Source organism: Polynucleobacter sp. UB-Siik-W21, assembly GCF_018687415.1.
GTDB lineage: Bacteria > Pseudomonadota > Gammaproteobacteria > Burkholderiales > Burkholderiaceae > Polynucleobacter.
Map to the genome: position 1 here is coordinate 2,085,784 of NZ_CP061289.1, position 20,895 is coordinate 2,106,678.

Consider the following 20,895-nt stretch of genomic DNA (forward strand, 5'->3'; position numbering starts at 1 on the left):
CAGTACAAGGCTAATAACAACTATAAGCGGAAGGTATCTTAGACACCTCATTTAAAAAGAAAGGGTTTTTAAGAAGCTAACTACTTGGCTGACCTCTTCTGTGCTTAGATAATTAACTCTAGTGGTGCTATCGCTATATGCCAGTCGTTTTGATAGCTCAAACCTATCAAATTGCTTCATCTTATCTACGGCTATAAGTAATAACGGATCATAGTGCGCTGTTACCGCCTCTTCCATAGTTCTAACAGAGCCAGAGTGCCCATATGGACCCGTCTTCTCAACGTTATATAAAGGTGCTGTTCTAAATTTATATAAGTCTTTTGTATTGAAAGTGACGTTATATCTTCCATGGTCAACACCAAACCCGTTCCTTCCAAAACCTAGTTGAGGAAATGGGACTGTATAAAATTTAAAGTCAGAAAAATGAGGCCCTGAATGACAAGTAACACATGCACCCTTGCCATAGAAAATCCTAGCTCCTTTAAACTCCGCTGGAGTAAATGACTCTTTACCAGCCATAACGTTCTCAAGTTTTGATGGCTTTAACCTAAATTCAGAGCGTATAAATGCCGCCAAGCTTCTTGCATAGTCTATGTACTCAAGCTTGCTCTCGTCTTTCCCTAATGTTTTGGCTAACTTCTTACTTGCTTCTGGCTCAGTCTTAACTAGGTTTTGGACAATGGCTTTATAGACTTCTTTTGATTTTTCTACAGACTCTGTTTTATTCTTTTCAATGAAATCATCCTCTTGCAACATTTCGCGTATTTCTACTACCGGCAAATGATCTGCTGTTACCAACGAATCATTTGATGGGAGATTTGACCCAAACTGTGTAATCTTTTTAGAGCCAGAAAAATCAACCCTACCATCCCAAAAGAAAACATCAAATCCTTTAGCTCCCCGCCCCCAAAAGGCCAGAGCATTTCTCGGAAGCAACTTTGCACCACTTAATAGTCTTTTTGGGCCATCGCCCTCGCCACCAACAGCCGCCGCAATAGGAATGCCATCAGTAGAGCCAAATCTGTCTAAATGGCATGTTTGACATGAGATATTGCCATTCAAGCTCAATCGCTTACTTTCAAATATTACTTTACCCACATCAGCCAACTTCTCATCTGGATTTCTGTATAAATCGCCAGAAGGTACAAACCCCGCAGACTTGATCTGCTGTTTAATAATTCTCTCTTCAGCATTTTCTGCTCTAGCAACATGAGTAGTTACCAGCAAGAGAGCTATCAGGGTGGTTGTCTTAATATTTAATTTCATGAGTTTTAACAAAAGTTCTAACATCGTTTGCTTTTTCTTCTATTGCTTCCAATCCAATTTGAGCAAGGTCATTTTCAGTTAAGCCCCAGCTAATTAGCTTTTTTCTCATAGTATCGTAGTCATTACAAGTTAAAAGCCCAATCTCAGCGGCGTGTAGTTGCTTAATAGATTCATCTGATTTATCTACATTCACCTTATTTTTGGCAATTAAGTGGTTCTGCATGACGTTATCGCATTGAAACACTAAAGTTTTGTAATCCTCTTTATAGATCTGGGTGCCAATAAATGGCAAAGCAATGAACTTAGTTGCTAATCCAATACAGGAAATTGAAGCTATTACATTCAAGGTAATAAGTAATTTTTTCATTATCTAGTTACACCCTAATTTTTTTCTTGTCTCTAAATCCAATAAACCTGTTTTACTTAATTTTGATTTCGATTGATAACTCAAAATTGCCTCCACTAACTTTGCATTAAATGAAGTATCAAAATCATCAATTGGATAGCCCAGATCTTTGAGTTTAGACATACATTTATCAGCATGTATACCTTTTAATATTTCAGCCTTTTTTCGCTCTTGCTCCTCTGCTACGGCAGGAGTAGCGGGCAATACAAATGATCTTGGTGTGCTATTTTCATTTCGATCCGAATCACCCTCATCCATCGACATGTGGCTTCTGGTTTCAGTTAAGTAACCTTTCTGAATCGACACCCCAGAAACTACGATAAATATGATCGTTAGCCCTACAAGGATCGAATTTGTATTTTTCTCATTCAACATATCAAATTATTGCTTTTATATGGTCGCTATATCTATGTAATTTAGACGATGAGAAAAATCCTCCGCAGTCAGACTTCTTTATGCACAAATTGCACTGATCAACATATTCATTTTTCCAATCACTAATTGACTTCTTGTAATTGGGCAACACATCGTCATTGACCACGCAAAGTTGGTGGTTATACACAGAAGTATTAATTCCATAACTATTCAATACATCAACAGCTTCGCTGAGAATATCTTTATATTCGAACGGGTCAATCCATAGTTGATCTAAGTTCGCCCTTGTAAAGCCCATCATCTCAAGCCCCATAAGCGCCACGTGGTCTACGAATAATAAGTTTCTAGCAATAAACTCACATGTCTGAACAAGTCGCTCTATTGTTTGTTTGTGTATAACAATTCGTATCTCAACCTTCTGTTGATGCTTTTTAAGATTAAGAATTCCTTGTATCGTTTCATCAAATGCTCCTTCTGCCTGCACTACGTAATCATGCCTTGCCGGATCATCAGAATAGATAGGAATACCAATAACGCAATCTGGATGATTAATCGCACCGTACTTTGCAGTAAAAACTGGATCACTAAATGCACGACCATTAGACAGAACATCAATTGATGTATTTGGTAGCATTAGCTTTGTTTTATTGATTAGCTCAACAAAGCGATCGCCATATAAAGTCGGCTCTCCACCAGAAAATCCAATATTTACAGTTTCTCTTGGAATCAACTCTAGCAATGCCAAGGCATCATCCATCAACCATGAGTCATCAATATTTTTGGGTGGCTGGGAACACATTAAACAATAGTGGTTACATTGCTCAGTGAGCAATATCGTGTTGTGCGAAGAGTTCTTACGAAATAATGAATTTATGCGCCCGCTTGGCTCAATTCTGATTACATCGCCCTCAGCCAAGTAATTCATTTCTATTGGCAAATGAAAGTGGTTTGAGATTCCAGAGTCTTGCACTTTATCAAAACTAATATACGCCCCATATCCTTCTTCATAATTTAGGCGGTCATCCATCAAGAGGGCATACTTTGCTCTAATTATTGCGGGCAAACCAGATCTCTTGGTGACGATAAACAAACCTCGTTCGCTGAGATTTGCATCATGCGAAATAGCGTTTCCATGAAGCTTAAGCATTTGGTTGTGCCCAGCTCATAAACAATCTTTTTACATACGGATCGGCTTCCATACGCTCGATTACATATTTGAATATTTTCATATTCCTATTGCAAAACTCAGACTCTGGCTTCCTGCCTATAAAGTCTTTGTATACACCATGATGAAATACTGGGTCAGCACCACAATATGATTCGAATGCACAGTCATTGCACATGGGCACACTATAAGCAAATGACTCCTCAATGGGATCTAGTAGCTTTGGATTTAGAAAAATATCTTCATATGAGTTAGTTAAGACATTTCCTAGCTCAAACGAAGTGTCACCCATTTCCGCAAGCATTCGACTCTCGTCAGACGCATAAACTAAGCCGTCGTAGTTGTAGACAACAGCACCAATGCCGATGCCTGATGGGCTCATTAAATCAACATAACCAGGCTCTTGACTTGTAAACATCTTTGTCAAAATTGTTGAGGTGTAGTATTCGCGAAACTTAACGCCTCTTCTATTTAGGTCAATGATGTACTCCAACCCCTCTAAGTAAAAGTCATGCCACCTCTCAGCATCATAGGCGGCATATGTCTTGGTTTTAAGAGCAAATCCATAAGGTGAAAGAGGGCGTAGAAATATCCCCGTAAACGAATACCTCAAGTATTCATCAATAATCTCTTTAACATGTCCAAGGCTATTTTTGGTAGTTGTCATCAATGCAGAGACCGCATCTATTCCTAGATGTTCTCTAACTAATTGAATGCCCGCTACCGCCTTTTCATAGCTATTGCCACCTGGACGTGGTCTGTTGGCATTATGAATTTCTTTTGGGCCATCCAATGATGTAGATATTATGATTTCATGTTCTTTGCAAAAACTGAGAATCTCTTCATTGATCAAAGCCAAGTTCGTTGCAATAACAAAGCTAAGATTCTTATCGCCTGCCCTACTTTTTGCCGCTACAACGATGTGCTTTATTAATGGAAAGTTAAGCAGGGGCTCTCCACCTTGGAACTCAATTTTGATATTTTTAGATGGCGAGCGAAGAGCCAAATCAATTGATCTGTCTGCTACCTCTGTAGACATATCAAATTTAACTTTATCGTCAGACTGCCTAGATACTTGGCAATATGGGCAACTATGCTCGCACCTAAGAGATACAACAAAGATGTGAAGGCCAGTGAATTCACTCAATACGCTGTACTTGGTTCTTAATTTAATTGATAAGAGCTCTTTGGCAATTTGAGTCTTATCATCCGTTAAGAAATGCTTGGCTCTCAAATTTACATAATGGGCTGAACCACTATCTAACTTATGCCTTACGAGATTCTCCAAAGCATCCCTTGGGATAATTAAATGCTCTCCAGCTAGATTGGTAACTGCATAATTATTTCCGCTTAATGGCTCAAAGCGAAATGGCAATAGTGAGTATTCTTTTTTTTTATTCTTATAGAACTCTATTGGCTGAAACTTACTCATCCTTTATCAACCCTGTCTTTGAAAATGTATGGGCTAATATCAAGTTTCTAACGCCTTCAGTTTCTTTCTTGATAGATTCTCTTAAATCCTGATCAAGCACTTCCTTCTTGAATTCATCTATAAAAGATTTTATTTGTGGCTCAGTTGTTGAGTCTTTAAAAGTCAGACTACACTTGATCTCATTACCTTCTTTAGCAATGTTTACAGCAAACCTATTAATGCTTCTATAAGCGGCTTTTTTTATCGCATCTGTTGAATATACAGATGCATCAAATATTAAATTCACTTCCATTAACTGCCCTCATTACTATCTTCCAGATCTATGCGAGCTGTGAGAACGATGTGAACTATGAGATCGATGCGATCGCATAGAATTACTATTGATGAATCCTGAATCTGAAAGTTTTAAAACAAGATCGTTTTTAAACTGAGTAACTTTTTTTGAGAGAGCTTCAAATACTGAGCTATCTGCTTTTTTTGGGTTGACTGTAGTCTCACCATTTACAACTCCAGCAGATAAGCAACTAACTGCGACAAATACAGGGATAAGGAACCCTCTCATCCTTAATGCTTAACCGCCAGATCTATGAGATCCATGTGATCCATGTGATGCGTGAGATCCATGGGCCGAAAAAATCAATCCAGCATCTGATTTTTTTATTAACAACTCATGTTTTTCATCGCCCTTTAAGTACCGAGCAATGTGTGTAGTTGCTCCGTCACGCTCTGTAACTGAATTTGCTTGAGCGGAGGCACTCTTCTCATCCGACTCGATAGGTTTGGCTTGGATCTTTGCTCCAGCATTATTTGCCATTAGAGCGGTAGCCGCTAAACCTACAGGTATTAAAAATTTCTTGGACATATTTTCCCTTTCTAATAATTAATATATTAGTTTTATAACATTAGCATAGACAATTTCTTATAGCAATTAATATTAATCGCTAAAAATGACAGCTTTGTAATATGCCCCTTATTTGTTTTGTCCTTTTAAAGGACATTTCTATAGCGGGGGGTTATCTTGGCCCAACTGGGAGTCCACTCGGAACAAATTCTGGAAATATATCAGCGTTTACCCTGCTTTGTGATTCTAGGGTTTTGAGAAAGGCTTCTAGATTGGCAATCTCCTCGTCATTCATTTTGGGCATATTTAAAAGAACTGGAGATATTGCATCAATATGCTTCTTCTCCATCTTTACTCCACCATCTTCTTTATACGCATCAGCATACTTAAGTGGGTTAGCATGCCTATTAAGGGCCTCTTTTAATGTCACAGATGAACCATCATGGAAATAGGGCGCAGATTTAGTAATATTTCGCAAAGGTGGCGTCCGAAATTTATACATATCCGCCATGTCTCTGGTCGCAAAATATCGTCCCAAATCTTCAAATTGGCCCTTTGAGGTAGTTAGCGGATCGCTTATAACGCCGATATTGTAAAACTTGAAATCACTCAGCAAGGTTCCTGTATGGCAGGCAGAGCAATAGCCTTTTCCATAAAACACAAGGGCGCCTAACTTTTCTTGGCTATTTAAGGCATCTGTCTTACCCTCTAGATATTGATCCCATCTTGAATTGTTAGCGGCAAATGCCAATTCTTCAAAATGTCCAATTGCGCTTCCTACATGGTAGATCGTCAATTCTTCTGGTTTAACTGTTGGATAAGCGTCTTTGAACATATTCCTATAAGTAACTTGCCATGCTTCTGGTTTGCCATTTTTTGATAACAATCTTTCCAATAGCTGAGTGTGAATGCTCAATATCTTTTCTTTTTCAGTTCCATAGTTAGATTTAACTATTAAGTCATTTTTCTTATTGGCATGTCCTGTTGGAAGGCTTTTATCTGATACATCGCCATATAGACCAGACATTTCTGACTCTGCCACTAATGGAAATATGGCTTGAACTTCTAATGCGTTTTTAAATTGTTTGGGTAATAAGTCGCCAAGGGGGCTTCTAAATAGTTTTCTCTCGCTGTCTAAAACCTCAATACGTCCATCTAGAAATAAATTTTTTACAGGGTTAGCATCTCTGTTCCATAAGTCAGGCGCATTTCTTTTTCTAACTCCTTGCTCTATCGAAGTTTGAGTTAACTCTCTAGAGAAATGACCTTCATTTGGCCCAATAGAAAATGGTCTGCCATCACTTAATCCTTTACTCAATAGGTGACAACTGGCGCATGACATGTTCCTATTGCCACTCAGAATTGGATCAAAAAAAAGTGCTTGCCCCAACACATATTTTTTATCGGGATAGTATTGTCTTATCTGTAAAGGTTTAAGTTCATTTAGCTCAATGGCAACCTTCAGTTTTTCATCTGCTGAACTGGCACCACTCCACCCCAAATTTATAGCAATAAAAGTTCCTATGGCAATTGTTGCCAGAGCACTAATTAGATATATGAGTAGCTGGCGCTTATTCATCAAAAATACTCGGCTTATTAAGCTCTAAAGCCCTACCTTGTGGGGTCGCCATTAAATCGCCAATATGAGATCTAATCAGCTTATCCGAAACGCCGACCTCAAGTAGATGATTTGTGATTTTCTTGGCATCTAAGCAGGCAAGCTTCATAACACTTGTACTATTGTCAATAAGTCTTCGATCAACATCAGTGGATTTATCTTTAATTAGACGATCGGCTGAAATCGCCTCAGAACAGCTTATGTAACTTTTATCAAATTCTGATTGGTAGTACTTAAAATAGAAATAGCCAAAGCCTTTGATGTAAAGCCCCATTGTGGCTAAACCTAATAAGTAAAGAAATGAATATGCCAAGAATTTTTTATGGCTCACTCATTTACCCATTTCTCATTTGCTTGCCAATGCATAAAGAAGTGCAAGTCCAATAAATACCCCAACAATAATGAACCCCACTTTATATGTCTTTTGTGCAACCTCTATATCAAACACCATAACTAATAAGACAAAAAAGAGTATCAAGCCAATAATTATGTGCATTTAGCTACCCCCCATTTAATTAATTTGATAATCTTATGATTATGTTATCTAAAACTATTTCTAAGTGTATCTTTTTATTCCTTGCCATAGCTATAAGCTCGCTGGTTTTTGCTCAGAATGTCTGTCAATACGTTGCTGGTGCAAAAGTTGTTGCTGAAGATGGAAAATATCTTGGCACTATTGAAAGCAAGTATTCAAGTGACTCAATTTTTAACGAGTACGGCACCTATGGAAGCAAATACAGTGGCGATAGTATTTGGAATGAATATGGCTCTTATGGTGGAAAATACTCATCTTCATCTCCATTCAATGATTACACCAGTTCTGCGCCTATGATTATTAATAATAATCAAGTAATTGCCAGATTGACTACAAATAGATACCTACAAAATGCTGTCAATCCTTATGCATTAAAGAATTGCACTTTCTACTAAAAAGGTTTCTGATTATGGAAAATTCATCCGGTCTTGCTTGGATCGTGGCTATCGCCCTAGGAATCATGCTTTACAACGCCAAAAATGACGCGAAAGAATTTAATAAACACAGCCTGAGTAGAATGCAATACGTCGAGTCAAACCTTATTGATGCAAGCAAAAAGGTTGATGATTTTCTTACTAAGACAAATCAAGCTTGTTACAACACGTACTATGGTCGACCTGAGGGGCTTTGTGGTGCAAAACAAGACATAGCAAATGCCTTGGTAGATGTAAGGCCGGAGCTAGAGGATTTACATAAGAAGCTGAAAGATTAATCGTATGCGGCCTCCGTCACAACTTTTAACAAGAGAACCTCCAAGACAAATTATCTTTGAAGATTACAAGATTGATTTGCCTATTAAGGGAGGCTGGGGGTATGACTTTGACAGCGCCTGCATCATTGATAAAAATGATCCAACTGTAAGTAAAGGAATGCCCTTTGACGGCGTTGGCATTGAATATGTCTTTGTTGAAAAACGTATCTACGAAGAGATGATTATCTTTAGAGAAGCCCATGAAAAATATTCAGGCATTAGGTGGGATCTCGATAATCAAGAGCTTTTATTTAATAAAGACATACCATATGACAGGCTGGTCTTCAATGTAGTTGGTTTTACTGATGAAGTTTGGGGTGAAATAACTAATCGGTTTGAAGAAATACAGAAAAGTGGAAAGCTAGAGCTAATGACCGAACTAGATGCCTATAGAGAATCAAAAGCACTTAGGTTCAGAAGAGCGTTTTATTTTGATATCACGAGTATCTACGGGCAGTGATCTAAGCGTCGATTTAAGCGACGCTTATTGAATTGGTCTGTGCTACCTTAGAAGAATCACTCAAATTGGGGTAATTATGAAGATCGTCATTTATGTCACTGCCGTAAGTTATTCCTTGCTGTTTGGAATAGTGTGTTCTGCACAGGCTATCTACGATGCCAATGGAGCATATAAGGGTTACTCACAAACAAGTCCAAGTGGCGTCACAAATGTCTATAACGCCCAAGGTCAAAATACTCAGTCGTTTCAAACAGATAATGGGCAGACTAATTTCTATAGTCCGCAGGGGGCTTATCAAGGGACAAGTACAGCACCAATTCAGACTCAACCAAATACAACGATTAACGCACCTCGACAAGCACCTCAAGCACCAAGCGTTAAGGGTTGGTAATTTTTTGTCCTTTTAAAGGACACTTCCAGCTCAGGCTATCTCTTCCTGCGATTCCTCTCTTCAAACTCAATGGCCTCTTGTAATAGAGCTTTTTGGTTCTCAGCCTCTTTATCTCGCTTGATTAAGTCTTTGCCTGTAATGACTTGTTGATCCTTAAGCAAGGAGTCTAGGGTGGGCTTACTCTTCCCGCAAAGATCTTTCATAAGTCAAACCTACCCTTCTGCGGCTTATTCACCGCACTCAAAAGGTATTGTTTGGGCAATTGAACTGGGATCAAAACCCTTTCCAACCAACTTTGCTGAAACAGTGACGTGACCACAGCCAGTGTCAGGTATGACAAGAGGTATATAGGACTTTCTAAAATTATCATAAATTGAAAAGCCCCTTGTAACATTGGCAATCTGTTTACCGCTGGAATTAGTGACAACAATATTCACTTTAGCATGACGAGTAGCCGAAATGTCCCGACCAGATATTTCTACAATCACAAATGTTGAATCCGAAGGGCTCCCAGCATCGCCTTCGCCGATGATGGTGTTCCATAGAGTTATATCCTTCTTTGCCAACATATCCCCAGATATTGTTCCCATATGGTCATAAAAAAGATATGCACGTATTGCCTCAATCTTGGCTGTACCCTGATAGCCCACAAGCTCTGGCTCACTTTTAGAAAAAATTCTTTCTAATTGCTCTTGTACGTAGTTCGATAAAAATTTTTCATAGGCAATGCCTAAACTTATACCAATTAATAGAGTGGTGACAAGTATGAGTAAGTATTTTTTATTCATTTTCATCTTCTAGCCAGTAAATAACTGCACTTCCCAACCATCACCTCTATCTCTAGGGTCTCCGGTGCTCTCCCACCCAAACTCTGGTGCCTCTTGAATACTGGGCTTAAACATCCTTCTGCGATAAAGATTATTTGCAATTAATAAGTAAAGCTTGGTTAGATGACCAACATACCTTGAGTCTATTTCAAAAATAAATGTATTTAGAGGTGTACTGATCAAGGGATTCAATAGAATCTTGAATATCGAAGAGACTTCATACTCGGGAAAGCGGCCAGTAATAAATGAAAAGTGTGTGAAATGAAGGCGCTTCATGTTGTGGTATGTTGCGCTTTTTAATATTTCAGTAATGTAATACTCGGGCGAAGCCTTGTACGTAGTCGAACCCCTAGTTTGGGGGACAAGTATCAATGGGGGCTTAAATTCATCTAAGGTTCTTACAACATGATGCTCATTTACAAGATCTGCATAAAATTTTAATGGGGCCTCATCCCATTTACATACCCGAGCAATCGCTTTTAACGTTGTGAAGCCATTCATGTTAGCAGTGGCAGATATGCAGTGATCAAATGTATAGCTGTAGCGGTCATCAAAACCCGAGCCATGTGAAAAACTTAACTTATGGCCCATTTGAATTTCGTGGTCAGTATGCTTTTGAGATCGAAAAATAATATTCATTTCTTAGGCCCTACCTTTTTCTCCCATTTAGGCCTTTCTCTCCAATAGCCATAGTTCATGTACCAGAAGAGCTCATGAAAATCCACCGGAAATAATTCTGGTCTTGAAAATTCAAAAGGGAAGTCCATCACTTGAATTTTCTTGTATGAGTTTCCGTCAAATCGATATAGGACCCTACTGTAGTCTGCGCCCATCCTCCGATAAAGAACTAATTCATGATTAATGCTTGGGACTGGCGCAAATAAAAAGCCGCCAAATAATGTCATTGTTTCTTTCCATTTCCCATTCTTTTTGGTCATGATTATTGAATTTAATCCACCAGATCCGCCAATCAATTCTTGAACTATAGCCTCCTCTGAGCCCTCTTTAACCAACGCCATATAAGCCCATCTCATTGGGGGATCTTCTGTGAGCAACCCTTTCTTCCACTCAATAAAATCGGGACTCTTTGAAATATCTTGAGGAATTGATTTGTCATTCCATTGAATATTTTGCGGAGAAAGAAAGTAATCTTTATTTTTCTCACCATAAGCTAAGGCGCTAACCACTAACAAAATAATGAGTAGCATTTTTTTCATTTTTTAAAACTATTTCTGACCCAACGATATGTGCGCACAATAGCCCATGTTAATAAGAAAATAATTGTGTATAAAGCGGAAAATAGTAGCGTTTCAACAAATGATTGTCTTATTAAGGATTTTTGATACTTATCTTCGACAGCTTTAAATACGTCCTCGTGAGCAATGTTTTGCCCACTCCGATTATGTGAATTTTGATATTCCCTAGCGTCATTCCAAAATAAAATCAAATTACTACATTGGAATCGATTGTCTTGATAGTCGCCATCCTTTGCGAAGGCCTTAGGATCGATCGGATTAATATCTATTAATCTTAAGCACTCCTTATTTTTAAACTCTTGGAATAGTTGATTATTTACAATGCGCAACATGCTCTGAAAGTCTTTTGATCCACCGACATAAGTCCAGACGCTTATCACCAAAACTAGCGGCACTAATAAAACTATGTACAAACGAATCCATCCATTTAGCTTTTGCATTACAACCCCTAATTTATTTTTGTCCTTTTAAAGGACATTACATGAAAAGGGTACCCCGAGCAATGCCACTTGAATAGCAGAAACGGTGGGGCAGGATTAAACATCCTGATCATTAGATTAGAGGCTCTAGGCAATGACATAAGGCGCTTGGACTAAGGTGGGAACACCATTGCTTAACTTAAAGACAAACAACTAGGGTAGAAATGAAAAAACCACCCGAAGGTGGTTTTGGTGTTTCTTGGTGGCCCGGGGCGGAATCGAACCACCGACACAAGGATTTTCAATCCTCTGCTCTACCGACTGAGCTACCAGGCCATTTAAGACTGTTTATTATACGTAAACTGTTAAACCAGTGCTCAATTTACGGACTGTAGGCTAATTCTGTCTGTCATTGTGCTTTAAAACTGCCTATCTACCATACTCAAATCTGCCTAAAAGTACCTTGCGTACACTTAGCACACCGCACGTTGTTAAAAACGCCGTAAAACGTTTGGTTTACGTAAGTGACGTTTCAAAACGACTCTTTATGCGGGGAATTTACCTTCTGCTGTAGCAGCTATGATTTGTTTGGCTTGCTTAACGTAACGGCTAACGGACGCAGCCAATATATTGCGCCTCTCAATTTCTGTGCGTCCTTCTTCCCCATATTTAGACTTTGCTGCCGACTTAACCACCCGCAACTTGTCACCTAACTCCCACACAGTCAACTTCTCCGCTTTTGGTAATTGGCTATTAGCAACGTACGCTTCATACACAGTAAACGTTGTACGTAAGTTATCTATTGTGTGATTACGGTTAATTGGGTATTTGGCTGTGCTTTTAGCCCACTGCTCTGCTGTACGTCCTCTTTCTGCTGTGTGGTTCTTTTTAACTAAATCCATAAACTTACTGTAGATATAGCGTTTACTCATACTCATTGGTACAGCCACAACCATTACGCTGTCACCCCACGTATCGTCCCACTCTATTTTGTTAGTTAACTTAGTAAGACTTTGTGGCAGCGGCTTTTCCGCAAATAGCGCAACGGCTTTGTCATTCCACCACTGCTTAAAACTGTCACCCCTTACGTCACCAAAGTCTTTATATAACTGCGCCAATTTTCCCTTACCGCCCAATTCACAACACTTAATGTAGTCCTCGTTTAAGCGTAAAAAAGCCCACCACCAATAGTACGGACTGCGCTGTTGGTATGTGGGTGATTTTGGCTTGTGCTTAGTACCAAAAGTGGGGTGTTGTGCTGAAAAATGTACCTTCATTTATTAACATCCAAATAGTTATCAATTGCTTTTGAAGTGAGAGTTTTAGCCTAAAAGAGTAAAGTATTACTTATGGTTAGTGAGGTTTATTTGTTAACACTAACCTACTTTTTAACTACTAAAGAAAGAAACAAAATGACACAAACTACTGTAACTACTGCTGTAAACACTATTGCTAACAACGCTGTTGTAACTGCCAACGCAGAGTCGTTTACAAACGACAACGCTAAAGCAATGTTAACAACTAATTCGCTGTCTTTTATTGAATTGCTTAAAAATGAGCAAGAAGTATGGGCAGACAATGCGTTTAAGAATAGCAACGACTTGCTATACGCAATTTTGGCTAAATGCTACGCAAAGTACGAAGAAATGTGCTTAGCTACAGATAACGCTAAAACGCTGCGTACACAGTTAGACGACTATATGACGCTACATAACGTAGCAGTTAACAAAAAGTCACACACACTACACAAAATTGTTAAATGCGTGTTTGGCGCAGACAGACGACGTGTAAGTGCGTACAGCATTGTTTTGCGTACTGCCAACGTTAAGCAGATTAAAAGCGCAGCTATTGCGGACTTTATTAGAGAAAACGGCGGCGTAGAAGAAATACGCTTAGCTAAAAACGGCAATGCGTTAAACGCAAAGCAAAAAGCTGAAGTAGCTAAAACTACAGTAGCAAGTGCTGTTTTAGCTGAAGTTAGCAGTGAAGCTATTGCTAAGCAAGTAGACGCTGCGTGTATTGGACAGCAAGTAGTGTTTGTAGCTACGCAACAAGCTGACGGCAAGTTTGCTATTAACGCTGTAACAAATAGCACTACGGCTGTAAATGCTGCTTTAGCTGCGTACTACAGCGCAAACAAAGACGGCATTAAAAAACAAGTGGCGGAGCGTAGCGTAGCAAGCAACGACGCACAGTTAAATGACGCTATTGCTAACGTAGCAGCTTAATTAACAACAACTATTGGGCAACGTGTAATAGCGTTGCCCTTTTTTATTACAAATAAGGAGAAGTTTATGTTTAATGATTTTGAAGAGAAGTACAGCCCAAAAGTACTTAATGACATTGTTTTTCACAGCGTTAACGCAAAACAAACAGTAGAAGATATTGTTAGTGGGTTAATGGGTTTTCCAACGGGCGGCATTAACGGCATATTGCTATATGGCGTTAATGGCACTGGCAAAACTGCTTTAGCAAAGATACTGCCAGACTTAATAGAAGCAGCACGTGGTGGCAGTAGTCCGTATGTTGCCTATTACAAAATAGCACAGGGTGGGGACAACGGCGCAGGTGTTATTGACAGCATTAAGTCACAAGCGCAGCTTATTCCGTTAATGGGGACTTATCACTACTTTATTTTGGACGAAGTAGATAACTTACGTGCTGAGTCAATGTCGTCCTTAAAAGTAGCAATGAATACCAACACTAACCAGTGTGTATATATCTTTACTACTAATAGGTTGGCGCTAATTGAAAATGGAGTACAAGATAGGTGTGAGCGTGTGGAGTTTAATGCTGCTGCTGACGCTGAATGGCTACCAGTAGTTAAGCGGATATTGGCTGATTACAACGTGACTGGCGTAACAGACGGCGACATACTTAAAATTATTAGCCACTGTAATGGCAGCGCACGTCGCATACTCAATGCCGCACGTAAGTTAGTTGTACAGCAATACAGAGCTAATGGTAGAGAATTAAAGTTAGCAGCGTAGTGCCGTTTTATACGCAGTCGTTTTAACACGACAATAAAAAGCCCACTGTTATATTGGTGGGCTTTTTTAATTACTAAGTGATTACTCTTCAAATTTTTGGAATACTTGCTCAGAACCAATAGTTGTTAAGTATCCATTCGTTCTATAAAGTAGCCCTCCACTAACTCTCATTTGGCAGTCCTGCTCATTACAAACTTGCGGATAAGTATCATATGATTTAATTTTTACCTCATTAATTAATTTTTTAAGCCCTTCCCTACCAGCAAAGTATTGTCCATTAATATCCTTAACTTTTTGAGCGCAATCTACATTCAGCACTGGACGAAAAGGCGGCATACCTACGCATTCAATTGGGTTAAATGAAAGATGTGGTGGTGGATATATAAAAATTACTCGTTTATTATATTTTCTTAAAAATTCAATCGTTTTTCTTAGCTGCGTTGTTATCAAATCTGTAATTTCAGGCTGATTCATTGTTAATACAACAGTTCTTATGTCCTTATCTTCAGCAACGCCATTAATTAATTTGTTCATTTGCTCAGATTGCTCAAACTCATAATTTTTGTCAGAGGGCACTTTAATCAATGGCTGCCTACCTGGCCATCCAACCATAGCAAAGTTTTTTCCATCTTCCGAATATTTTTTTGCCAAACCAGAGTAGTCGTTGTGAGCAATACTATCTCCAATCAATATCGTTTCTAATTTCTGAGTACTATTTGATAGCCTACAAAATGTTGGCTGATACTTATCAAACATTTTTAGGCAGCCTTCATCTGATTGTGGCGGACGGCCGCCGTGTAAATCTAATACGTGCTTTTCCCTAAACTCTAAGCCATTTCTAACGTAGGCACTCCAGCCCTGCGTCCCAACTAACGCTACTAAAAAAAGTAATGTTATGGCTACTTTATTACCCTTATGTCGCAATAGCTTTTCCCAGTAACGATAAGTTAGATATGCTAAAGCTATAGAAATAATAATTAGAATTATTTTATAAAGCGCAGGCAATTTTCCAGCTGTAATAATTTGCCCAAAACTGATTAAAGGCCAATGCCAAAGATAAAGTGGGTAACTAATTAATCCAAACCAAACCATTAATTTATTTGAAAATATTTTTTTGTTTACCCAAGCTTCTTTTCCTGCCGCTATAAGAAATACAGCCCCAAATGTAGGAAGTAGCGCCCACCAGCCTGGAAATGCGCTCTTTTTATTTAAGACACAAATAGCAAGTGCTATTAAAAATAATCCTGTAACTGATAAAGCATTTGAATACGTAACGATAAATTTATTGGTAACGCCTTCCTTTGAAAGGGTTATATATGCCCATACAGAACCAATTAATAATTCCCAAAAACGACTAAGAGGGGAATAAAATGCGGCAATTGGATTGCTACCAATTGTTAAGATATTTGTAGCAAAGGATATAGTAAGAATTAGTAGTACAACTTTGAGTAAATTAAATTTTTTCTTAAAAGCAGCCCACAACATTAATGGCCAAAATATATAGAACTGCTCTTCTATAGCTAACGACCATAAATGTATTAATGGTTTTGTATCAGAAGAATTATCAAAATAACCACTCTCACTCCATAAAACAAAGTTCTGTAAGAAACCAGCTCCAGCGGCAATATGCTCACCTAACTGTTGATACTCTGAAGCATATAGGGCAAACCAACCAAAAGCGTAGCAAGTCAGCAGCACTAAAAACAATGCCGGAAATATTCGTCTTATGCGTCGGCTATAAAACTCAATAAAGCTAAAAGAACGGCTTTCTAAATTTTCTAAAATAATTGTTGTTATTAAGAAGCCGGATATTACAAAAAAAATATCCACTCCAACAAAACCGCCACCAATCAGATTTGGAAAAGCGTGAAAGGCAACTACAGATAAAACCGCTAACGCACGTAAACCATCAATATCGGGCCGATACTTTGGGTGAAGCAAGGGCGTACTTAAGGTTTTTGTTTTTTTGAATAGCATTTTTTGTCCATATTTTCTATAACTTTACCGCACTCTACGTCGTTTCAACACGACAATTAAGCCAGCTTCTCCGCAGCCATAGTTGCCGTTAGCTTGCTGTAGTGCTTTTCTAACATTCCCACACTTGTACCCATTTGTCTTGCTAATGTATGAATATCTATTGCGTCGTCCATTAACGCCAACGTAGCGTATGCGTGACGCAAGCTATATAAAGTCCTTTGCTGCTTTGTTTTAGCGTCATACGTTAAGTGGGCAAAGTGGAGTAGCCACTTAAACGTTGTATGTAGACTTTTGGGTTGTGTACCGTCACTTAGTCTAAACACCCTAATTGTTGTTTTGCGCTTAATAGCCTCATTTAGATTTTTAGCAATTAAATCTTTCTGCCTAATAGCCAAACGCTCAAATGCGGCAATGCCAAAGTTTCTAACAATTAACTGTCTGCCGCCTGTTTTACCGTTCACATACAAGCGTAAGTATCTTTTGCCAGAAACTGCCTCGTCATACCAGTCCACGTGCTTCCACTGTAAATTCATACTCTCTTTACCGCAGCGCATACCCGTTGCTATCAATATCTCTACATAGTCCCGTAGCAGCTTACGCATATCACGTGCTACTGCTGTATGTCCGCCATTAGCAAATTCTGGCAAGTACTCCAATAGCTTGTGTACCTCTTCACGTGTAAAGCCCGCACGTGGTGTACTTGCTTTACCTCTTCTATTCAAAAACGCAATAGGACTGTTAGCACTTACCCAACCACGCTGTACGGCTGACTTAATCACTCTGCTATACGCACTGGCGTGTGTCATTAGCGTGCTGGCTTTGGGCGTAATACCCATTTCATTATTGCGCCACTGCTCATACTCGCTTACTACTTGCTCGTTAATATTATCAACCATATAGCTACCAAAAAATGGAATGAGGTATTTGTTAATGACACGCTTGTAGTCTTTATTGGTATGCGCCTTAATGCCCGCTTGTATTTCTCTGTCTATATCTTGTAAGCAGCGATTAGCTACAGTATCAAAACGACGACTGACAACGGGCACTCCAATACGCTCCTTAAATCGTGCCTCGTCATACATTTCACAAGCGACTTGTTTAGCAAACTGTAGGTTGTAGTGTTTAGTAGAGTGCCTGTGCCACTGCCTATCAAATAACTTAAAGCGCACTTGCCATACATTGCTACGTGCGTGTTTATATAACACTACCTCTCCGTCACGTAAGTAAATGATGTTGGCATTTTCTTTACTGCTTAGCTTGGTGACAAACTCCCAGTTGACTATTGGCTTAGCTGGCATTGGAAATAGTAGCTGCGTCTGTTTACGTCTTGTACGCATTACAGCTCCGTATACGCAGTCGTGTCAAAACGACTATTACCAACACTCATTATGCCAACTCCACTGCTTTACGCATTAACTCTGCGTTAACGTCTATATATGACTGTGTGGTGCTCATTGACTGGTGTCCCGCCAAACTCATTAATACACGCACTCCCACACCCTTATTTGCTAATAAAGTAATAAACGTACGTCTGCCACTGTGACTGCTTGCCCCGTCTATACCGGCGCCTCTGTACATTGTTAGAAAGTGCTGCGCTGCTGTATTGGGTGTAAAGCCACGCTCTCTATTCTTTTGCGTACCAAATAATGGCTGCTGTGGACTGCGGACAGTCAGCGTAGCAACGTAAGTGGCTAACTCTTTACGTAGCCGCTCGTTAATAAACACAGTACGTGCGTGTTGGTGTTTAGTGCGCTCTTTGTCTAAATGTACCTCTGTCTTAATTGTGCCGTCTGCTGCTACTACGTCTTCTACCCGTAGCTGTGCCAGTTCGCCTACACGTACGCCACATAAAAATGTTGTCAAAATCATTGCTCTGTTGCGTAGTGCGTGTTTGCGGGTAGCAACGTAATCTAAAACACGGCGCACTTCTTGCTGGCTAAGCGTCTTTGCTTGTTTCATACACAGTCTCCTTAATCAATAAATAACTGTGTATAAGCGTAATTTCTGTTGTTTAGAAAGAGCAACCGCTTGTTGTAAGTGGTGCTCTTTCAACTTTTTCAATGACTTACTTCAAAAACCAAATACATTCCGTGTTCTATTTGGTTTTCTTTTTTACTTCTTTTCACTTGCTTTGTGGCTTTTAGACTACGGCTTGCTGTTATCTGTCTGTTAACAGCGCAGCAAGCCCTACAAGCTATTTAAGCGGTTCTCTGCTGTGCTGCATGTACTCCACCAAATTGACAGCTTGTAGGGCTGATAAGCGGCGGATATGCGGTGAGTAAGCTATTGAATGGGTATACAGCACTTAAATTTCTGCGCTGCGGATTTTTTAACTTCTGTTTTTTATCAACCCCACCACTTTTTTACTCACCCCCCATTGCTTACTACGCTAAGCAGCTAAGTCGTAATTACTGGCAAATAAGTTAGGGCTGCGCTGCCCACTACTTGCGTCCCTACAACTTTTCACTGTTAGCCGCTCTTGTAGCTTTACGTCTTTGTCCTCGTCCAATACCAATAACTTAAAGTCACCAGTATTCAAATTCATTAAAGCAAAGCCAATAACACGAGGCTTCAATAAATTATTGTCAAATCGTTTAATCCAACTACACGCTAAGTCTTTGCGCTGCGCCTCTGTCTTAATGCCCACTTGCTCATAGCACTCTTCTGCGTAAGCCAATAACTCCATATCGTTATCTGTCTTAATGCTTGCCTCCCAATTGGCGTGTGGCACTAAGTCAATTAGGTACTTAATGCTTTGCTTATGTAAGTCCACTGTGCCATTCATTATTGCGTTGTGATATTGCCCTTTGCCATATGTCGTACCAAACTTTGGGTTGTTGTATAGGCGTACTGCTATTTCTATTGTTGTCATTTCATTTTCCTTTTTCTGTTGTTGCGCTGTTGCTTCTTAGTTACAGAAGTGGCGATGCCAAAAGAAGAAGTTGCTTGTCTCTGTTGCTGTCACTAAGTCACATTACGGGTAACAGCAGTTACTGGTAACAAGTAACTTGTTTCTTTGTGTCACTACGTAACTGGCAACCAATAGCAACTCCAAAGCAACTCGCACTTTTATTTATCTAAACCAAATAAAACAGTAATAAATCTGGCTTAGAAATATGTGGTTATTAGGTATTTTGGTGAAATAGGTTGTCCATTTTTGGTGAGTGAAATTAACTTACTAGCACTCATTAACAAAAGGAGAAAGATATGAGCGCAATTGGTAACTTAAAACTCAGCAGCACTAAACGTCCAACAGCAATGCCTGCCGTACAGCTACGCCGTAATAAGCTGGCTAAAAAAGTATGGGAGCAAATTCAGTTAGCTAAAGCACAACAAAGCGGCACTACGTTTAGCGTTGTACGTCATAAAACTTTACGCAATGAAGACGGCACAAGTAGAAATGTGGAATTACATAAGCGTGTACGGCAATGGTGGTTTGTGGCAGATAACGGCAAGCTGTGCTTAAACGTCCGTTATGGCGCAAAGCTAATTGAAATTATAAAAGGTAAAAGCACAGTAGAGGTTGGGACAACAACAGAGCTTGTGCCTACATTAGAAATTATTAAGGGCGCTGTAGAAGCAGGTGAATTGGACACGCAGTTAGAGCAAGTTAGTGGCGCTGTAGCTGCTGCGTTTAAGCATTAAGCGGGTAAGGGTGCTGCCGTATTTGTAGCACCCACTTGCTGTCGTTTCAACACGACTACGTAAGCATTTCCAATAAATACATAAAAGGAGAAGTGCTATGCGTATGAATGAATTTATGAAGGACGAGGATAAGAATGAATTGCTACAACTGCTAAACCAATTCTTTGCCAGTAAGTTTGCTGCGCCACAAGCCCAACCCAACCAACCCTCCCAAGCTAAACCAACACCCCCGCCTAATAAAGCCATACCCTCACCAGCCTCTGCCCAACCCCCACAACAAAAAGTACCACCCCCACAAGCTAAGCCGCCAACCCTTCCCCAAAAACTCCACAACGTACAGCAACGCAAAATGAATGCGCTTGCTAATCGCTATACCCAGTCCGCCTTAAAGCAGCAAGCCCAACCAACTGAAACAGATAAAGTGCTGGCGTTGCGTAACGTAGCTCAGCAAAAGTTTGAAAACAAGTAAGTGTCGTTTCAACACGTCGCCTTATCTAAATGCGTTTATGCGCCAAAAGACGGGGTATTAGTGGTGAATATG

General features: G+C 39.5%; 26 protein-coding genes and 1 tRNA gene. 8 read left to right on the forward strand and 19 right to left on the reverse strand.

The genetic code is table 11. The features are described 5' to 3' along the window. Nucleotides 1–51: 51 nt before the first annotated feature. The 9 genes from C2756_RS10885 to C2756_RS10925 all read right to left on the reverse strand — a co-directional run bounded on the left by C2756_RS10885 (nt 52) and on the right by C2756_RS10925 (nt 7,434). Nucleotides 52–1,290: a His-Xaa-Ser system-associated MauG-like protein gene (locus C2756_RS10885; RefSeq protein ID WP_215319357.1), complete on the reverse strand. Its 1,239-nt coding sequence runs from the start codon at nt 1,288–1,290 to the stop codon at nt 52–54. Further along, the gene (locus C2756_RS10890; protein WP_215319359.1) at nt 1,250–1,633 is read right to left on the reverse strand and encodes a TIGR03982 family His-Xaa-Ser system protein; all 384 of its coding nucleotides are present in this window, start codon (nt 1,631–1,633) and stop codon (nt 1,250–1,252) included. Before C2756_RS10890 ends, C2756_RS10885 begins: the two co-directional genes overlap by 41 nt. 3 nt (nt 1,634–1,636) lie before the next feature. Next, nucleotides 1,637–2,047, reverse strand: a complete 411-nt coding sequence (locus C2756_RS10895; protein WP_215319361.1) for a peptidoglycan-binding domain-containing protein — start codon at nt 2,045–2,047, stop codon at nt 1,637–1,639. Between the two features lies 1 nt (nt 2,048). Beyond that, a complete protein-coding gene (hxsC, locus tag C2756_RS10900) occupies nt 2,049–3,194 on the reverse strand; it encodes a His-Xaa-Ser system radical SAM maturase HxsC (protein WP_215319363.1) in 1,146 nt (381 codons plus the stop codon). Next, nucleotides 3,187–4,644 carry a His-Xaa-Ser system radical SAM maturase HxsB gene (hxsB, locus tag C2756_RS10905; RefSeq protein ID WP_215319365.1) on the reverse strand — a complete coding sequence of 486 codons (1,458 nt, stop codon included), beginning with the start codon at nt 4,642–4,644 and terminating at the stop codon, nt 3,187–3,189. Before hxsB ends, hxsC begins: the two co-directional genes overlap by 8 nt. Continuing rightward, a complete protein-coding gene (gene hxsD, locus C2756_RS10910; RefSeq protein WP_215319367.1) occupies nt 4,637–4,936 on the reverse strand; it encodes a His-Xaa-Ser system protein HxsD in 300 nt (99 codons plus the stop codon). The genes hxsB and hxsD overlap by 8 nt, the downstream gene beginning before the upstream one ends. A gap of 279 nt (nt 4,937–5,215) precedes the next feature. After that, entirely contained in the window at nt 5,216–5,506 is a 291-nt protein-coding gene (gene hxsA2 / locus C2756_RS10915) for a His-Xaa-Ser repeat protein HxsA2 (RefSeq protein WP_215319369.1), read from the reverse strand. Nucleotides 5,507–5,657: 151 nt separating this feature from the next. After that, nucleotides 5,658–7,064 carry a cytochrome-c peroxidase gene (locus C2756_RS10920; RefSeq protein WP_215319371.1) on the reverse strand — a complete coding sequence of 469 codons (1,407 nt, stop codon included), beginning with the start codon at nt 7,062–7,064 and terminating at the stop codon, nt 5,658–5,660. After that, entirely contained in the window at nt 7,057–7,434 is a 378-nt protein-coding gene (locus C2756_RS10925; RefSeq protein WP_215319373.1) for a hypothetical protein, read from the reverse strand. The genes C2756_RS10920 and C2756_RS10925 overlap by 8 nt, the downstream gene beginning before the upstream one ends. Nucleotides 7,435–7,634: 200 nt before the next feature. Here C2756_RS10925 and C2756_RS10930 point away from each other — a divergent pair, with 200 nt between their 5' ends. The 4 genes from C2756_RS10930 to C2756_RS10945 all read left to right on the forward strand — a co-directional run bounded on the left by C2756_RS10930 (nt 7,635) and on the right by C2756_RS10945 (nt 9,240). After that, nucleotides 7,635–8,033 carry a hypothetical protein gene (locus C2756_RS10930; RefSeq protein WP_215319375.1) on the forward strand — a complete coding sequence of 133 codons (399 nt, stop codon included), beginning with the start codon at nt 7,635–7,637 and terminating at the stop codon, nt 8,031–8,033. A 14-nt stretch (nt 8,034–8,047) separates the two neighbouring features. After that, nucleotides 8,048–8,350: a hypothetical protein gene (locus C2756_RS10935; RefSeq protein ID WP_215319377.1), complete on the forward strand. Its 303-nt coding sequence runs from the start codon at nt 8,048–8,050 to the stop codon at nt 8,348–8,350. Nucleotides 8,351–8,354: 4 nt separating this feature from the next. Beyond that, the gene (locus C2756_RS10940) at nt 8,355–8,849 is read left to right on the forward strand and encodes a hypothetical protein (protein WP_215319379.1); all 495 of its coding nucleotides are present in this window, start codon (nt 8,355–8,357) and stop codon (nt 8,847–8,849) included. Nucleotides 8,850–8,925: 76 nt separating this feature from the next. After that, nucleotides 8,926–9,240, forward strand: a complete 315-nt coding sequence (locus C2756_RS10945) for a hypothetical protein (RefSeq protein ID WP_215319381.1) — start codon at nt 8,926–8,928, stop codon at nt 9,238–9,240. A gap of 227 nt (nt 9,241–9,467) precedes the next feature. On the opposite strand, the gene C2756_RS10950 is transcribed toward C2756_RS10945, so the two are convergent. The 6 genes from C2756_RS10950 to C2756_RS10975 form a co-directional block, all read right to left on the reverse strand. Then, on the reverse strand, nt 9,468–10,028 hold the full coding sequence (locus C2756_RS10950) for a hypothetical protein (RefSeq protein ID WP_215319383.1): 561 nt from the start codon (nt 10,026–10,028) through the stop codon (nt 9,468–9,470). Between the two features lie 9 nt (nt 10,029–10,037). Further along, the gene (locus tag C2756_RS10955; protein WP_215319384.1) at nt 10,038–10,706 is read right to left on the reverse strand and encodes a hypothetical protein; all 669 of its coding nucleotides are present in this window, start codon (nt 10,704–10,706) and stop codon (nt 10,038–10,040) included. Then, on the reverse strand, nt 10,703–11,284 hold the full coding sequence (locus tag C2756_RS10960; protein ID WP_215319386.1) for a hypothetical protein: 582 nt from the start codon (nt 11,282–11,284) through the stop codon (nt 10,703–10,705). Before C2756_RS10960 ends, C2756_RS10955 begins: the two co-directional genes overlap by 4 nt. After that, complete coding sequence (locus tag C2756_RS10965; RefSeq protein ID WP_215319388.1) at nt 11,281–11,763, reverse strand: hypothetical protein; 483 nt, start codon at nt 11,761–11,763, stop codon at nt 11,281–11,283. The genes C2756_RS10960 and C2756_RS10965 overlap by 4 nt, the downstream gene beginning before the upstream one ends. Before the next feature lie 239 nt (nt 11,764–12,002). Continuing rightward, nucleotides 12,003–12,078 (reverse strand) — tRNA-Phe (locus tag C2756_RS10970). Between the two features lie 209 nt (nt 12,079–12,287). After that, on the reverse strand, nt 12,288–13,019 hold the full coding sequence (locus C2756_RS10975; protein ID WP_215319390.1) for a hypothetical protein: 732 nt from the start codon (nt 13,017–13,019) through the stop codon (nt 12,288–12,290). A gap of 135 nt (nt 13,020–13,154) precedes the next feature. On the opposite strand from C2756_RS10975, the gene C2756_RS10980 reads away from it, so the two are divergent. Together C2756_RS10980 and C2756_RS10985 are read left to right on the forward strand one after the other, a co-directional pair. After that, a complete protein-coding gene (locus C2756_RS10980) occupies nt 13,155–13,970 on the forward strand; it encodes a hypothetical protein (protein WP_215319392.1) in 816 nt (271 codons plus the stop codon). A 66-nt stretch (nt 13,971–14,036) separates the two neighbouring features. Next, a complete protein-coding gene (locus tag C2756_RS10985) occupies nt 14,037–14,732 on the forward strand; it encodes an AAA family ATPase (RefSeq protein WP_215319393.1) in 696 nt (231 codons plus the stop codon). 81 nt (nt 14,733–14,813) lie between these two features. On the opposite strand, the gene C2756_RS10990 is transcribed toward C2756_RS10985, so the two are convergent. From C2756_RS10990 to C2756_RS11005, 4 genes are all read right to left on the reverse strand, one after another. Beyond that, nucleotides 14,814–16,709 carry an acyltransferase family protein gene (locus C2756_RS10990; protein ID WP_215319395.1) on the reverse strand — a complete coding sequence of 632 codons (1,896 nt, stop codon included), beginning with the start codon at nt 16,707–16,709 and terminating at the stop codon, nt 14,814–14,816. 56 nt (nt 16,710–16,765) lie between these two features. Beyond that, nucleotides 16,766–18,046 carry an integrase gene (locus tag C2756_RS10995; RefSeq protein WP_215319397.1) on the reverse strand — a complete coding sequence of 427 codons (1,281 nt, stop codon included), beginning with the start codon at nt 18,044–18,046 and terminating at the stop codon, nt 16,766–16,768. A gap of 49 nt (nt 18,047–18,095) precedes the next feature. Beyond that, nucleotides 18,096–18,668: a site-specific integrase gene (locus C2756_RS11000; RefSeq protein ID WP_215319398.1), complete on the reverse strand. Its 573-nt coding sequence runs from the start codon at nt 18,666–18,668 to the stop codon at nt 18,096–18,098. Nucleotides 18,669–19,098: 430 nt separating this feature from the next. Next, complete coding sequence (locus C2756_RS11005) at nt 19,099–19,581, reverse strand: hypothetical protein (RefSeq protein WP_215319400.1); 483 nt, start codon at nt 19,579–19,581, stop codon at nt 19,099–19,101. A 335-nt stretch (nt 19,582–19,916) separates the two neighbouring features. On the opposite strand from C2756_RS11005, the gene C2756_RS11010 reads away from it, so the two are divergent. Beyond that, the gene (locus C2756_RS11010; protein WP_215319401.1) at nt 19,917–20,354 is read left to right on the forward strand and encodes a DUF6641 family protein; all 438 of its coding nucleotides are present in this window, start codon (nt 19,917–19,919) and stop codon (nt 20,352–20,354) included. A gap of 97 nt (nt 20,355–20,451) precedes the next feature. Continuing rightward, the gene (locus C2756_RS11015) at nt 20,452–20,823 is read left to right on the forward strand and encodes a hypothetical protein (RefSeq protein WP_215319402.1); all 372 of its coding nucleotides are present in this window, start codon (nt 20,452–20,454) and stop codon (nt 20,821–20,823) included. The last annotated feature ends 72 nt before the right edge of the window (nt 20,824–20,895 follow it).

Excerpts from the sequence above, each read along its gene's own strand:
- C2756_RS10960 (WP_215319386.1), bottom strand. The coding sequence starts at position 11,284 with ATGAAAAAAATGCTACTCATTATTTTGTTAGTGGTTAGCGCCTTAGCT.
- C2756_RS11000 (WP_215319398.1), bottom strand. The coding sequence starts at position 18,668 with ATGAAACAAGCAAAGACGCTTAGCCAGCAAGAAGTGCGCCGTGTTTTA.
- C2756_RS11010 (WP_215319401.1), top strand. The coding sequence starts at position 19,917 with ATGAGCGCAATTGGTAACTTAAAACTCAGCAGCACTAAACGTCCAACA.
- C2756_RS10950 (WP_215319383.1), bottom strand. The coding sequence starts at position 10,028 with ATGAATAAAAAATACTTACTCATACTTGTCACCACTCTATTAATTGGT.
- hxsC (WP_215319363.1), bottom strand. The coding sequence starts at position 3,194 with ATGCTTAAGCTTCATGGAAACGCTATTTCGCATGATGCAAATCTCAGC.
- C2756_RS10940 (WP_215319379.1), top strand. The coding sequence starts at position 8,355 with ATGCGGCCTCCGTCACAACTTTTAACAAGAGAACCTCCAAGACAAATT.
- C2756_RS10985 (WP_215319393.1), top strand. The coding sequence starts at position 14,037 with ATGTTTAATGATTTTGAAGAGAAGTACAGCCCAAAAGTACTTAATGAC.
- C2756_RS10995 (WP_215319397.1), bottom strand. The coding sequence starts at position 18,046 with ATGCGTACAAGACGTAAACAGACGCAGCTACTATTTCCAATGCCAGCT.
- C2756_RS10945 (WP_215319381.1), top strand. The coding sequence starts at position 8,926 with ATGAAGATCGTCATTTATGTCACTGCCGTAAGTTATTCCTTGCTGTTT.
- hxsA2 (WP_215319369.1), bottom strand. The coding sequence starts at position 5,506 with ATGTCCAAGAAATTTTTAATACCTGTAGGTTTAGCGGCTACCGCTCTA.
- hxsD (WP_215319367.1), bottom strand. The coding sequence starts at position 4,936 with ATGGAAGTGAATTTAATATTTGATGCATCTGTATATTCAACAGATGCG.
- C2756_RS10975 (WP_215319390.1), bottom strand. The coding sequence starts at position 13,019 with ATGAAGGTACATTTTTCAGCACAACACCCCACTTTTGGTACTAAGCAC.
- C2756_RS10890 (WP_215319359.1), bottom strand. The coding sequence starts at position 1,633 with ATGAAAAAATTACTTATTACCTTGAATGTAATAGCTTCAATTTCCTGT.
- C2756_RS10895 (WP_215319361.1), bottom strand. The coding sequence starts at position 2,047 with ATGTTGAATGAGAAAAATACAAATTCGATCCTTGTAGGGCTAACGATC.
- C2756_RS10980 (WP_215319392.1), top strand. The coding sequence starts at position 13,155 with ATGACACAAACTACTGTAACTACTGCTGTAAACACTATTGCTAACAAC.
- C2756_RS10920 (WP_215319371.1), bottom strand. The coding sequence starts at position 7,064 with ATGAATAAGCGCCAGCTACTCATATATCTAATTAGTGCTCTGGCAACA.
- C2756_RS10930 (WP_215319375.1), top strand. The coding sequence starts at position 7,635 with ATGATTATGTTATCTAAAACTATTTCTAAGTGTATCTTTTTATTCCTT.
- C2756_RS10955 (WP_215319384.1), bottom strand. The coding sequence starts at position 10,706 with ATGAATATTATTTTTCGATCTCAAAAGCATACTGACCACGAAATTCAA.
- C2756_RS11015 (WP_215319402.1), top strand. The coding sequence starts at position 20,452 with ATGCGTATGAATGAATTTATGAAGGACGAGGATAAGAATGAATTGCTA.
- C2756_RS10885 (WP_215319357.1), bottom strand. The coding sequence starts at position 1,290 with ATGTTAGAACTTTTGTTAAAACTCATGAAATTAAATATTAAGACAACC.
- C2756_RS10965 (WP_215319388.1), bottom strand. The coding sequence starts at position 11,763 with ATGCAAAAGCTAAATGGATGGATTCGTTTGTACATAGTTTTATTAGTG.
- C2756_RS10990 (WP_215319395.1), bottom strand. The coding sequence starts at position 16,709 with ATGCTATTCAAAAAAACAAAAACCTTAAGTACGCCCTTGCTTCACCCA.
- hxsB (WP_215319365.1), bottom strand. The coding sequence starts at position 4,644 with ATGAGTAAGTTTCAGCCAATAGAGTTCTATAAGAATAAAAAAAAAGAA.
- C2756_RS11005 (WP_215319400.1), bottom strand. The coding sequence starts at position 19,581 with ATGACAACAATAGAAATAGCAGTACGCCTATACAACAACCCAAAGTTT.
- C2756_RS10935 (WP_215319377.1), top strand. The coding sequence starts at position 8,048 with ATGGAAAATTCATCCGGTCTTGCTTGGATCGTGGCTATCGCCCTAGGA.